Origin of the sequence: Streptomyces sp. NPDC059679, assembly GCF_042734105.1 — a bacterium.
GTDB lineage: Bacteria > Actinomycetota > Actinomycetes > Streptomycetales > Streptomycetaceae > Streptomyces.
Map to the genome: position 1 here is coordinate 29,284 of NZ_JBHWES010000007.1, position 12,562 is coordinate 41,845.

Annotated in this window: 10 protein-coding genes; 7 read left to right on the plus strand and 3 right to left on the minus strand. The window is 71.4% G+C overall.

The annotated features are described in order from the left end of the window. Nucleotides 1-327: 327 nt before the first annotated feature. The gene (locus ACFV2X_RS10795; protein WP_385614103.1) at nucleotides 328-2,538 is read right to left on the minus strand and encodes an alpha-galactosidase; all 2,211 of its coding nucleotides are present in this window, start codon (nucleotides 2,536-2,538) and stop codon (nucleotides 328-330) included. A 104-nt stretch (nucleotides 2,539-2,642) separates the two neighbouring features. Between ACFV2X_RS10795 and ACFV2X_RS10800 the strand changes: the two genes are divergently transcribed. The 5 genes from ACFV2X_RS10800 to ACFV2X_RS10820 all read left to right on the plus strand — a co-directional run bounded on the left by ACFV2X_RS10800 (nucleotide 2,643) and on the right by ACFV2X_RS10820 (nucleotide 9,620). Then, on the plus strand, nucleotides 2,643-3,671 hold the full coding sequence (locus ACFV2X_RS10800; protein WP_385614106.1) for a LacI family DNA-binding transcriptional regulator: 1,029 nt from the start codon (nucleotides 2,643-2,645) through the stop codon (nucleotides 3,669-3,671). A 124-nt stretch (nucleotides 3,672-3,795) separates the two neighbouring features. Further along, nucleotides 3,796-5,124 (plus strand): ABC transporter substrate-binding protein, encoded by a 1,329-nt coding sequence (locus ACFV2X_RS10805; protein WP_385614109.1) that lies wholly within the window; start codon nucleotides 3,796-3,798, stop codon nucleotides 5,122-5,124. 19 nt (nucleotides 5,125-5,143) lie between these two features. Beyond that, the gene (locus tag ACFV2X_RS10810) at nucleotides 5,144-6,088 is read left to right on the plus strand and encodes a carbohydrate ABC transporter permease (protein ID WP_385614112.1); all 945 of its coding nucleotides are present in this window, start codon (nucleotides 5,144-5,146) and stop codon (nucleotides 6,086-6,088) included. Between the two features lie 128 nt (nucleotides 6,089-6,216). Continuing rightward, nucleotides 6,217-7,050 (plus strand): carbohydrate ABC transporter permease, encoded by an 834-nt coding sequence (locus tag ACFV2X_RS10815; protein ID WP_385614115.1) that lies wholly within the window; start codon nucleotides 6,217-6,219, stop codon nucleotides 7,048-7,050. Between the two features lie 26 nt (nucleotides 7,051-7,076). Continuing rightward, complete coding sequence (locus tag ACFV2X_RS10820) at nucleotides 7,077-9,620, plus strand: CBM35 domain-containing protein (RefSeq protein ID WP_385614118.1); 2,544 nt, start codon at nucleotides 7,077-7,079, stop codon at nucleotides 9,618-9,620. Between the two features lie 35 nt (nucleotides 9,621-9,655). Here ACFV2X_RS10820 and ACFV2X_RS10825 read toward each other — a convergent pair whose 3' ends face one another. Next, entirely contained in the window at nucleotides 9,656-10,054 is a 399-nt protein-coding gene (locus ACFV2X_RS10825) for a cupin (protein ID WP_089506580.1), read from the minus strand. 120 nt (nucleotides 10,055-10,174) lie between these two features. On the opposite strand from ACFV2X_RS10825, the gene cutA reads away from it, so the two are divergent. Continuing rightward, nucleotides 10,175-10,498, plus strand: coding sequence for a divalent-cation tolerance protein CutA (cutA, locus tag ACFV2X_RS10830; protein ID WP_385614121.1), 324 nt, complete (start codon nucleotides 10,175-10,177; stop codon nucleotides 10,496-10,498). Between the two features lie 36 nt (nucleotides 10,499-10,534). On the opposite strand, the gene ACFV2X_RS10835 is transcribed toward cutA, so the two are convergent. After that, on the minus strand, nucleotides 10,535-11,248 hold the full coding sequence (locus tag ACFV2X_RS10835) for a vancomycin high temperature exclusion protein (protein WP_385614123.1): 714 nt from the start codon (nucleotides 11,246-11,248) through the stop codon (nucleotides 10,535-10,537). Between the two features lie 139 nt (nucleotides 11,249-11,387). On the opposite strand from ACFV2X_RS10835, the gene ACFV2X_RS10840 reads away from it, so the two are divergent. Beyond that, a complete protein-coding gene (locus ACFV2X_RS10840) occupies nucleotides 11,388-12,386 on the plus strand; it encodes an adenosine deaminase (RefSeq protein ID WP_385614125.1) in 999 nt (332 codons plus the stop codon). Nucleotides 12,387-12,562: the final 176 nt, after the last annotated feature.

Consider the following 12,562-nt stretch of genomic DNA (forward strand, 5'->3'; position numbering starts at 1 on the left):
CGTCGGGTGCCGCGGACGCTGAGGGCGCCGGACGTCGGGTGCCCCGGGCGCGGGCGCGGGCTCGGGATGCCGGGCGTCGGGTGCCGGACGTCAGACGCCGGGGTGCCGGACGCCGAACGCGCGGCCCGAGCCCCGCGCGCCGGACGCGCGTGCCGAGCGCCGTGCGCTCGGACGTGCGGCCCGTACGCCGTACGCCGGACGTGCGGCGTCCGGGCCGTCCGGCGACGGCCCTGTCTGGTGACCTCGTCCGGTGACTACGCCGCCTGGCCACCACCCTCGTCCGGCGACTATCCCGTCCGGCGGGCGGCTACCCGGGCGCCCCGCCCGCTACGCGGCGGGCCCAGCGGGGGTCAGTCGGACCAGCAGGGCCATCGGCGTACGCGGCAGCGCCACGGTCAACTCGCCCCGCCCCGCGTCCCACCGCGCCTCGGCGCCCGAGGCGGCGGCCGGGTGCAGCACCTCGACCGCCACCCGACGGCCCGCCAAGTGCCCGAGCGGCAGCGTGCATTCCGCCGGGCCGCCCTCCCGGCGCCACACCGTCACATACGTGGCCGCGCCGCTGCGCACCCCCAGCGCCACCCAGGCGTCGTCCCACCCCGGCAGCCCCAGCGGCCAGAACGGCACCCCCGTGACCAGATCGCCCCGCAGCCGCCGGTACGTCGCGACAGCGCACTGCACCCGGGCCAGCTGTCGCGGTGACATCCGGTCGAGGTGGCCGGAGAGGTGGACGCGGCCCAGCAGGGCGCCCGCGAGGGCGAAGTCGATCTCGTCGTCGGTGAATTCGGGCTGGGGATAGGCCCACACCGCGCCCTGCTCCGGTGGCACCGCCGTGGGCGCCGCGGCGGCGATGGGCGGGTAGCGGAGCGGGTCCTGCTGGTCGCTGGTGGACTGGAGCTGGGTGAGGGCCACCGAGGACCAGTCCATGCGCATCCCGCCCGAGGCACAGTTCTCGATGACGAGCCCGGGGTGGCGGTCGAGCGCGGCGGCCAGCCAGTCCTGGTAGGCGCGGGCGTGGGCGAGAAGGCCCGCGCCGGGGGCGGTGCGGCGGCCGGTCTCGCCGGTTTCGGGGTGCCAGTCGGTGCCCGGCGCCACGCTGATGTTGTAGTCGAGCTTGAGATAGCCGACGCCCCATTCGCCGACGATGCGGTCGATGGTCTTGTCGAGGTGGGCGCGGGCGGCCGGGTGGCGCAGATCGAGGTGGTGGCGGCCGTGTTCGACGAGGCGGACCCCGTCGCGCTGGAAGAAGGCGTCGTCGGGCAGTTCGGCGGCGACCGGGCTGCGTACGCCGACGACCTCCGGCTCCAGCCACAGCCCGGGGACCATGCCGCGGGAGCGGATGTGGTCCAGTACGGCCTGGATGCCGCCGCCGGGGAAGCGGCGGGCCGAGGGCCGCCAGGCGCCGACGCTGTCCCACCAGCCCTGGGCGTCGTCGTCGTACCAGCCGGAGTCGATGCAGAAGTACTCCGCCCCGGCCTCGGCGGCGGCGTCGATCAGCGGCAGCAGGCGCTCGGTGGTGGGGTCGCCCATGAGGGTGTTCATGTAGTCGTTGAACACCACGGGCAGGGTGGTGTGGTCAGGGTGCGGCCGGCGGGTGGCGCGGCGGTAGGCCGTGAGATGGGCCAGGGCCGTATCGAGGCCGCCGCCCCGGGCGAGCGCCAGCGCTGCGGGCACGGTGGTGAACGACGCGCCGGGGGCGAGCCGTTCGCGCCACTGGTGCTCGGCGTCGGTCGGCCCGTGGAGCGCGGCGTACGTACCGTGAGCCCGCTCCCCGGTCTCCCACCGCCAGCCGGTCGGCGACTCGATCTGCCACACCCATGCGTCGCCGGTGGTGCGGTCGGTGAGCGCGCCCATGGGCAGATGGCCGTCGGAGGGCCAGCCGCCGCGGCTGTGGAGGACGAGGGCGGCGCGGCTGTCGTGCTGGTGGGCGTCCCGGCTGAGGTCGACGATCCGGGTGCGCAGGGGTTCGCTCGCCCAACGGCATTCGGCGAGCCAGTCGTTGCGGGCCAGGTGCACATCGAGCGCGTCGGGGGAGGGGAGCCCGCCGAGGGTGAGGCTGGTGACGGCCTGAACGGTCAGCGGGGCGGTGCCCTCGTTGGCGAGCCGGACCTCGCCGCGCAGCACCGGCAGCCCGTCGGGGGAGGACAGCCGGACCTCGGCGGTCAGGCCGGTGTCCGGGTCGTGGAGGTCGAACGTCAGCCGGTGCCAGCCCTGGCTGCCCCGCATGTCCTGTACGGCCCGGTGGCCCCGGTAGCGCAGCCGGGCGCCCAGCGCGGTCTCGATGCCGCGCTGCCCGGACCACTCGCTGCCGTGGCCGAGGGCCAGCACTTCGACAAGCGGCAGCGGGGCGGAGTGGGGGCTGCTGGACCGCTCGGGGGAAGGCCCTTCGGGGGAAGGCCCCTCGCCGTCCGGAATCGTCAGCCGTACGAGCCGCACCACCCCGTCGACGCCCGTCGCGAAGTGGGCCGTGAGGCGCGCGTGGCCCCAAGTGAACACTTCCAGGGCGCCGTCTGACGCCACCTCGGATGCCGTACCGGTCAACGTGTCCCCTCCTGGTCGGTACCTGGTCCGTGTCTGATCCGTCCGTGATTCCCTGTTGCGTTCTTTCTCTTGACGACCCCTATGTGACCGGTCACAATCCTGGCATGAATGTGACCGGTCACACAAGACGGCCAGGAATCCGCGATGTGGCGAGTGCGGCGGGCGTCTCGTACCAGACGGTCTCGCGGGTGATCAACAACCATCCGAGCGTCAAGCCGTCGACCCGCGAGCGCGTGCTCGCCGCCATCGAGGAGCTGGGCTTCCGCCGCAGCGCCACCGCCCTCGCCCTGGCCAGCGGACGCGCGCGTTCGGTGACCGTGCTGACCGCCAACACCATGCACTACGGCTACGCAGCGACCCTCCAGGGCATCGAGGAAGCCGCCCGCGCCTCCTCCTACGCGGTCGGCATCGGCGTGCTGGAAACCGCCGACGAGGCCGCCGTACGCGCCGAGGTGCAGCGCGCGGCCGATGCCGGCGGCGGGCTGATCGTGATGGCGTACGACACCGCGGGCGTACGGGCGCTGGCGGCGATCCCGGAGGAACTGCCGGTGGTGGGCGTGGTGGAGACCCCCGCGAGCCCGCCGGGCGAACACCGTCCCTGGGTGTGGACCGACGACCGGGAGGCGGCCCGCGCCGCCACCCGCCATCTGCTGGGCCTCGGCCACGAGACCGTGCACTACGTCGCGATCCCCTCCAGCACCCGCCGCACCGGCCAGCGCACCGCGGGCTGGCGGGACGCGCTGCGTGAGGCCGGGGCGGCCGAGCAGCGTCCGGTGGCGGGCAGCTGGGACCCGGCCAGCGGCTACCGGGCCGGGCAGAAGCTGGCCCGCGACCCGTCGGTCACCGCGATCCTGTGCGGCAACGACGACCTGGCGCTCGGTGTGATCCGCGCGCTCCACGAGGCGGGCCGGGCGATCCCCGGCGAGGTGAGCGTGGCCGGATTCGACGACGCGCCGCACTCCGCGTATCTCACCCCCTCCCTGACCACCGTGCGGCTGGACTTCACGGGGCTTGGCCGGGCCGCCTTCGGGCTGCTGTACGGGCTGGTCGAACAGGCCGAGCCGGTCGCCCCGCACCCCGTTTCCGTACCCGAGCTGATCATCCGGGAGAGCTCCGGCCCGCCGCCCCGGTGAGCGCCACGGCCCCTGACGCCACACCACACCCCTCCGCGTAACCCCCCACTCCGTGTACGCCCCGCCCCGCCCCGCCCCCGCCCCGCCCCCGCACTCCGACGACGCAGTGAGGCAGAGAACCGCGATGAGAAGAGTCCTCCCCGCCCTCGCCCTGATATGCGCCACCGCCCTGACCGCCACCGCCTGCAGCGACGCGACCTCCGCGGGCGGCGACGACACCGGCGGCGCGACCAAGACGAAGGTCGACCCCACGGCCCGGCTCGACGGCGTCAAGCTGACGATGTGGACCGCGCAGAACACGGTCAACGCCCCCAAGCAGGTCATCGAGGCGTTCGAGAAGGCCACCGGCGCCAAGGTCGACGTCCAGCCCATCCCCGACCTCTACGAACAGAACGTGCCGACCAAGCTCGCCGCGGGCGACCGGCCGGACCTGATGTTCTGGCAGCCCAGCATCTCCACCCTCCCCTTCATCCAGCCGCAGCGGAATCTGCTCACCCTCGACGGAGAGCCCTGGGAGGCGAAGCTCGGCGACACCGAGAAGAGCCTGGGCGTGATCGGCGGCAAGCGCTACGCCGCCATCGTCACCAGCCCCGCCATGCTCGGCGTCTACTACAACAAGGACGTCTTCAAGAAGGCCGGTATCGCCGAGAAGGACTTCCCCAAGAGCTACGCGGACCTGCTCGCCCTCGGCCACCGCATCAAGGACAAGGTGCCGGGCACCGCGCCCTTCTACGAGGCGGGCGGTGACAAGTGGCCGCTGCAGTGGCAGGTCCAGGTGCAGCTGACCGACCTGGACAAGCAGTGGTGGGACGGGCTCAACAAGAACGAGAACAAGTGGACCGACCCGACCGTCGTCAAGGCCATCACCACCTACAAGGACAAGCTGCTCGGCGCCGGGCTCGCCCAGAAGAACTACAAGACCGGTACCTTCACCGACTCCGCGGACGCCCTGTGGAACGGCGATGCGGGCATGGTCCTCAACGTCACGTCCTTCCAGACCCAGATCCAGGCCAAGCACAGCACCGCCGAGATCGACAAGAAGCTCGGCTGGTTCCCCGTCGCCAACTCCAGCGCCACCGGCCTGTACTCCCCGGACCAGACCAACGGTGTCGTCGCCTTCAAGACCGGTGACGAGAAGCGGCAGAACGCCGCCCGCCAGTTCCTGGCCTTCTGGCTCGGCCCCGACTACGCCGACTACATCAAGACGATGAAGATCCCGTCCGTCGAGCCGTCCGTGCCGACCCCCGACGGGCTGCCGCAGACCGCCAAGGACCAGGTCGCCGCGTTGCCCAAGGCCATCGGGGTGTTCCAGGCCAAGGCCATCGTCGCCCCCGATCTGCACCTCGCCCTCGGCGACATGATCTACGGCAAGAAATCGCCGGAACAGGTCGCCAAGTGGGTGCAGGACCAGTTCGCCCAGGTGGCCAAGGCCCAGAACGCTCCGGGCTTCTGAGCGAGGAGGAGGGCCAGCCGTGGCAGACACCGCCGTACGTACGCGCTCCCGGTCCGGCCGGGGCAGCGGAGGTGCAGGGGTCGGCGGGCGGGCGAAGAACGTGGGGCGGCTGCCGAGGGCGGCCGTGCACCACCCCTGGTGGTTCGCGCTGCCGGCCGTGGTGGTCTTCGCGGGCTTCTTCCTGCTGCCGAACCTGCTGAACTTCTTCTACCCGTTCACCAACTGGTCGGCGTACCACACCGATATCTCCTTCGCCGGACTCGACAACTTCACCACCATCGCCGACGACGGCTCGCTGCTCCGCGCCATCCGCACCACCCTGGTGTACGCGGTGCTCGCGGCGCTCTTCCAGAACGTCTTCGGGCTGGTGCTGGCCCTGCTGCTGGAGCAGGACACCCGCTTCAACCGCTTCTTCCGCGCGGTGTTCTTCCTGCCCGTGCTGATCTCCGCGCTCGCCGTCGGCTATGTCTTCCAGGCCCTGCTCGACCAGGACGGCGCGGTCAACCAGCTGCTGGGCACGGACATCCCGTGGCTGGGCTCCACCACCTGGACGATGGTGCTGGTCAGCGCCATTCACGGATGGAAGTGGATGGGGCTGGCCATGCTCATCTACCTCGCCGGGCTCAAGGGCATCCCCGGCGACATGCTGGAGGCCGCCAAGGTCGACGGCGCCGGCGCCTGGCGGACGTTCTGGTCGATCCGCTTCCCGATGCTCGCGCCCGCGGTCACCTTCAATGTGACCACCGCGCTGATCGGTTCGATGAACACCTTCGACATCGTGCAGGCGACCACGGGCGGCGGCCCGGCGTCCTCCACCGAGGTCTTCAACATCTACATGTTCCGGGTCTTCGGACAGGGCCTGTACGCGCAGGCGTCCGCGATGAGCCTGGTGCTCTTCCTGGTGGTCGTGGCCGTCGCGATCCCGCTCGTGATCGGACTGCGCCGAAGGGAGCAGATGCTGTGAGCAGGGGGCACCGCCCAGCGGTAGCTGGGGGAGCACGCGCGGCTGCCGGCCCGCACTCGACGACGATGCCCGCACCTGCGCCGCGCGGGCGGAGAAGCGAACGAGACGACACTGTGAGCGCTCTGGTCATGACTCCCACCGCCCGGGTCTGGCGGTACGCGCGCCCCGCCCTCGTCCTGCTGCTCGCCGCGCTCGCCGTCGGCGTACCGCTGTGGCTGGTGCTGGCCACCTCGGCCAAGCCCCAGGGCGAAGCCGTCAAGCCCAACCTCGACCTGCCAGGACACTGGCAGCCCGGCGCCAACTACGACAAGGCCCTCAGCGAGGGCGAGATGGTGCGCGGCTTCGTCAACAGCCTGCTGGTCGTGGCGCCCTCGGTGGTGCTGGTCCTGGTGCTGGGCGCGGGCGCCGCCTGGGTCTTCGCCCGGCGGCGGGGGCGGCTGGTGTCGGCCGCGTACGCCCTCACCATCAGCGGGCTGCTGCTGCCGCCCGCCGTGATCACCATCGTCATGGAGCTGCGCCAGCTGGGCCTGGCCAACACCCGCCCCGGCATGATCGCCGTCTACACCGGGATGTATCTGTCCACGTCGATCTTCTTCATGACCGGCTTCATCCGCACCATCCCCCTGGAGCTGGAGGAGGCCGCGCGGATGGACGGCGCCTCGCCGCTGCGCGTCTTCGCGCGGATCATTCTGCCGCTGCTGCGGCCCGTGATCGCCACCGCGACGATCATGGTGATGCTCTACGCCTGGAGCGACATCTTCTACGCCTTCTTCGTCCTGGGCGGAGGGGACAAGGCGACGCTGCCGCTGGGCCTCTACAAGGTCGCCGGCGCACAGCTCTACCTCAACAACTGGCATCTGGTCTTCGCCTATGTGGTGGTCATGAGCCTGCCCATGGTCGCGGTGTTCCTGATTGCCCAGCGAAAGATCGTTTCTGGAATCACCAGTGGAGCCGTCAAGTAACTGGAGGTCCTGTGAGAAGAGTTCCCATGAGAAAGCGACGAGTTCTCGCCACCGTCGTGGCCGGGGTGGCGGCGCTGATCGCCGCCACCCTGCCCGGCGCCTCGTACGCGGATGGCCAAAACCCCGGAACGTCCAAGGCGGCGGCCCAGCGCGTCTCCGTCGACCTCGCCGCGAGCGAGGGCCCGGTGCTGCACGGTGCCAACGGGGCGCTGTACGGGCTGAGCGACGACGGCGTACCCAGCGACGCCGTCCTCGCCCCGCTCAAGCTGACCGCCATCTCGCAGAAGCCGGAGGGCGGGGCCCAGCACCCCAACGGCGACGCGCTGACGGTCTCCAAGCCGTACTTCCGCAACGGCGGCGGCGATGTGTACGTCATGATGCAGGACATCTACTCCCAGTGGCCGTACCAGGATCTGGGTTTCGACGACTACCTCCCCAAGGTCGAGAAGATCGCCAAGGATGTGGCGGGCGCGCCGCACAGCGAGCGCTTCGTCTATGTGCCGTTCAATGAGCCCGACTGGATCTGGTACAAGCTCAACTCCTCCGACACCGCCACCTACCAGAAGGGCCGGGACCGCTTCTTCGCCGAGTGGAAGACGGCCTACCAGCGCATCCGCTCCATCGACCCCGACGCCCGGATCGCCGGACCCAACGAGGCGTACTACGACACCCGCTTCCTCCCGGAGTTCCTGACCTGGGCGAAGGCCAACAAGGTGCTGCCGGACGTGATGACCTGGCATGAGCTGTCGTCGGGCTCGCTGAAGGACTTCCAGGGCCACTACGACGCCTATCGCGCGCTGGAGAAGAGCGTCGGGATCTCGCCGCGCCCGATCAGCATCGACGAGTACGCCAACCGCCGCGACCTGTCCGTCCCGGGCCAGCTGGTCCAGTGGGTGTCGATGTTCGAGCGCAACAAGGTGTACGCCAACCATGCCTACTGGGACGCCGCCGGCAACCTCAGCGGCAATGTCGTACGGTCCAACATCCCCAACGGCGGCTGGTGGTTCTTCCGCTGGTACGCCGGGATGACCGGCCGGACCGTCAAGGTCACCCCGCCCACCGCCAACGCCATCGACACCCTCCAGGGCCTGGCCTCGTACGACCCGTCCCGCAAGCAGGCGCAGATCCTGGTGGGCGGCTCGGCGGGCGCCGCGGACGTGGCAGTCCAGCACGTCGACCGCGACCTGTTCGGCTCGCGGGTGGTGGCGACCGTCTCCGAGGCCGAGTGGTCCGGCTACGAGGGCGCGGCGGCGCCGCCGCGCGTGCTGTCCCGGAGCGAGGTCAAGGTCGGCGCGGACGGCTCGGTGACCGTGCCGCTGACCGGTATGAAGACGATGTCCGCGTACCGGATCACGCTCACCCCGGCCGGCACCGGCACCCCGCGGGCAGCCGACGTGCCGTGGAGCGCGTCGTACGAAGCGGAGTCCGCGGCGATCACTGACGGCCAGATCTACACCCAGGGCACCGTCTCCAACGCCAACGGCTACGCCGCCTCCGGCACCAAGGACGTCGGCTCCCTCAACAAGTCCACCAGCAAGGTCGCCTTCAAGGTCGACGTCCCCAGGACCGGGGCCTATGACCTCGCGATCTTCTACGGCAACCAGACCGGCGCCCCCTCCACCCAGACCCTGACCGTCGACGGCCAGTCCGCGCAGCCGGTCACCTACCCCTCCACGCTCAACTGGACCTACCGCGGCATCCAGCACATCACCGTCCGGCTGGGCGCGGGCAGCCACACCCTCGCCCTGGCCCACGACAAGGGTGAGGTCACCCTCGACAAGATCGACCTGACGGCTGCCACCACCCCCGCCGCCTCCTACGAGGCCACCCTGGCGGACCCCTCCGGCAGCCCGCGCTACGACTACTCCTCGGCGGCCGGCGTCGGCACCGGGTCCCTGGTGCTCGACGGCCCGGACGCCGCGGTCTTCGACGTGTACGCGCCGCGCGACGGCTACTACACCGTGACCCCGCGCGGCTCCGGCGCCCCCGTCAAGCTGTCCCTGCACGGCACCGCCACGGCCACCGCCCCCGAGCGGGCCGAGCGCCTCTTCCTCACCGCGGGCAACAACCGCGTCACCGCCACCTCCGCCACCGGATCCGCCGTCCGGCTCTCCTCCCTCGACGCGACGGGCGCGGGCGACACCACGGCACTCGCCTCGTACGAGGCCGAGAGCGGCACCCTGGGCGGGGCCGCCGCCAAGACCTCCAGCGACTACGCCTCGGGCGGCGCCTACGTCGGCTCGCTCGGCGCGGGCGCGGCCAACAACCTCAAGCTGACCGTCCAGGCCCCCTCGGCGGGCCGCTACCTGCTGATCGTCGACTACGCCAACAACCAGCGCGCGGACGGCCACCAGTACAACACCAACATCATCTCCCGGACCGCCGATATCGCGGTCGGGGGCGGCGCGGCCCAGCGCGTCACCTTCAAGAACACCTGGACCTGGAACGACTACTGGAGCGTGGCCGTCCCGGTCGACCTGGCGAAGGGTGCGAACACGCTGACCTTCTCCAACGCGAGCTCGTACGCCCCGAACATCGACCGCGTCCAGCTCGCCCCGGTGACGGGCTGAGACCGGAGTGAGCCCACGCGCCCCCGTATGGCGGATCAGCCCGCCATATGGGGGCGCGCCACGTGGTGGTGCGCGGCGGCCTCCTCGGTGGGGGTGGGGCAGCCCACCGTGGCGGTCACGGCGGTCAGCAGCACCACCGAGTCCTCCACCGCCACCAGCGCGTGGCGCTCCTGCGGGATGCGCTGCACCTGCCCCGCGATGAGCTCCAGCCGGACATGGCCGGTCTTGCCCGCGGTCAGCCGGACATGCCCGTGCAGCACCTGCAGGCTGGCCGCCGGGGGCGCGTTGTGCTCGTCGAGCTCGCAGCCGGCGACCATGGCGATCACGCTCTGCCGCAGCGGCCCGTCGTGCAGGAAGAGATGTGAGCTTCGGCCGTGGGGATCGGTCTTGGCCCGGTCCAGGTGGTGACGTGCGAGTGCGGTGAGGTCGTCCATGGTTGTCCTCGATCGGCCGTGTCTGGTCGTCGCCGGGTCACCTCAATCGTCACTGGCTAACGTGGTCTGCGCCAGTCGCACAGCCGGGAAACAGACGAGGCACAGAGAGGTTCTTCCGCCGTGGCCGACTTCCTGACCGTACTGACCACCACCGACACGCCAGAGAAGGCCGAGGCACTGGCGCGCGGGGCCGTGACCGCGCGGCTTGCGGCCTGCGCGCAGATCAGCCAGCCCGTGACGTCCGTGTACCGGTGGCAGGGCGAGATCGAGACGGCCGCCGAGTGGCAGGTGCTGTTCAAGACCACCGCGGCGCGGTACGGGGAACTGGAGGCGCACCTCCGCGAGGCGCACGACTACGAGACGCCGGAGATCATCGCGACGCCGATCATGCAGGGGAGTGAGGACTACCTGGGGTGGGTGGTGGAACAGACGACGATCGACTGAGCGTGTGGCCGGGGGCGTATCGGCTGGGCATACGACTCAGCCGGAGTCCGCCAGCGCCTTCTCGATCCCCCGCTCGAGCGGCCCCAGGAAGTGCGGGTCCGGTTTGAAGGCCGCGTCCAGCGCGGCCTTGCTCGCCGCGATGGCCTCCCGCGCCCCGCCGAAGAGCCACGTCAGATCGTGCGGCTCGGCGACGCCGACCCCGTACGCGTCGATGCCCGCCGCCTCGCACAGCGCCAGCGCCCGGCGGATATGGAAGTCCTGGCTCACCAGCACCGCCCGGTGCACGCCGAAGATCCGCTCGGCGCGGCTGCACGAGTCCCAGGTGTCGAAGCCCGCGTAGTCACTGACGATGCGCGCGTCCGGCACACCGTGCCGGACGAGATAGGCGCGCATCGCGTCCGGCTCGTCGTAGTCGTGCCGGCTGTTGTCGCCGGTCACCAGGATCGCGCGGACCTTGCCCCGCTCGTACAGCTCGGCGGTCGCGTCGAGGCGGTGCGCCAGATACGGGGACGGCTCGCCGTTCCACAGCCCGGCGCCGAAGACCACCGCCACCGGCGCCTTGGGGACGTCGGCGACCGTACGGACCCGGGCGTCGGTGGACAGCCGCAGCCAGGTCGCGGGCAGCAGCGCGAGCACGCTGAGGCCCATCACCACCTGGACGACGCGGCGCTGCCCGCGCCGGGTCCTGGGCAGGCGCAGCCGCGCCCGCACGGCCCGCACCGCTCTCCGTACCCGCTCTCCGGCACCCATCCGTCCACCGCTTTCTCCGCTGTCCGACTGGACTGACGCCGATCACGGCTGATCGGTTGCGTGGTCAGTTCGGTCGGCAGACGCCGCCGCATTACTCTGGTCACCCTCCCCGTCAGCGAAAACAGCAGGTGATCCCGTCGTGCCCCCGACCCCGCCCCCGATCCCCAAAGCAGAGCTCCACCTCCACATCGAGGGCACCCTCGAACCCGAGCTGGCCTTCGCGCTCGCCGAGCGCAACGGCGTCGAGCTCCCGTACGCCACCCAGGACGAGCTGCGCGCCGCGTACTCCTTCACCGACCTCCAGGACTTCCTGGACCTCTACTACGCGCTGATGGCGGTGCTGCGCACCGAGGACGACTTCGCCGACCTCACCAACGCCTATCTCGCCCGCGCCCGCGCACAGGGCGTCCGGCACGCCGAGATCTTCTTCGACCCGCAGGCCCACACCGCGCGCGGCGTCGCGATCGGCACGGTCATCGACGGCCTGACGCGCGCGCTGGACGCGGCGGAGCGGACGTACGGCATCACCACCCGCCTGATCATGTGCTTCCTGCGCGACGAGAGCGCCGAGTCCGCCCTGGAGACCTTCGAGGCGGCCCGCCCCTACCTGGACCGCCTCGCGGCCGTCGGCCTCGACTCGGCGGAGGTCGGCAACCCGCCGTCGAAGTTCCGCGAGGTGTACGCCCGGGCGCGGGAGGCGGGGCTCAAGTGCGTGGCGCACGCGGGGGAGGAGGGGCCGCCCGCGTACGTATGGGAGGCGCTGGACATCCTCGGCGTCGACCGCGTCGACCACGGCGTACGCTCCCTGGAAGACGAGGCCCTGGTCGCCAGGCTGGTCGCCGACCAGATCCCGCTGACCGTATGCCCGCTGTCCAACGTCCGGCTGCGCGTCATCGACCGGCTCGAGGACCACCCACTGCGCGCCATGCTGGACGCGGGCCTGCTGGTGACGGTGAACTCCGACGACCCGGCGTACTTCGGGGGCTACGCGGGGGACAACTTCGACGCGGTGCGGGACGCGCTCCGCCTGGACGACGCCACGCTGCGAGCGCTCGCGCGGAACTCCTTCCGCGCCTCCTTCCTGGACGAGGCGGCGCGGGCGGCGTACCTGAAGGAGGTCGACGCGCACGGCGTGTGAGCGCGGCCGCGCGGGCGGGGCGGGTGACCCCCGCTCCGCCCCCTCCGTGGCATCGCCATGCGGCTTCGCCGCGAAGCAGGTGCGAGCCCCGGATCCCGGGAGCCCCCGGCTACCCACAGGACCGGTTGTGGCTCGCTCATTGACGGTGTGCCCTCGCAGGCACAGGCCGCGCTTCG

Coding starts and splice junctions, on each gene's coding strand:
- ACFV2X_RS10800 (WP_385614106.1), top strand. CDS start 2,643: ATGAATGTGACCGGTCACACAAGACGGCCAGGAATCCGCGATGTGGCG.
- ACFV2X_RS10805 (WP_385614109.1), top strand. CDS start 3,796: ATGAGAAGAGTCCTCCCCGCCCTCGCCCTGATATGCGCCACCGCCCTG.
- ACFV2X_RS10815 (WP_385614115.1), top strand. CDS start 6,217: ATGACTCCCACCGCCCGGGTCTGGCGGTACGCGCGCCCCGCCCTCGTC.
- ACFV2X_RS10820 (WP_385614118.1), top strand. CDS start 7,077: ATGAGAAAGCGACGAGTTCTCGCCACCGTCGTGGCCGGGGTGGCGGCG.
- ACFV2X_RS10825 (WP_089506580.1), bottom strand. CDS start 10,054: ATGGACGACCTCACCGCACTCGCACGTCACCACCTGGACCGGGCCAAG.
- ACFV2X_RS10835 (WP_385614123.1), bottom strand. CDS start 11,248: ATGGGTGCCGGAGAGCGGGTACGGAGAGCGGTGCGGGCCGTGCGGGCG.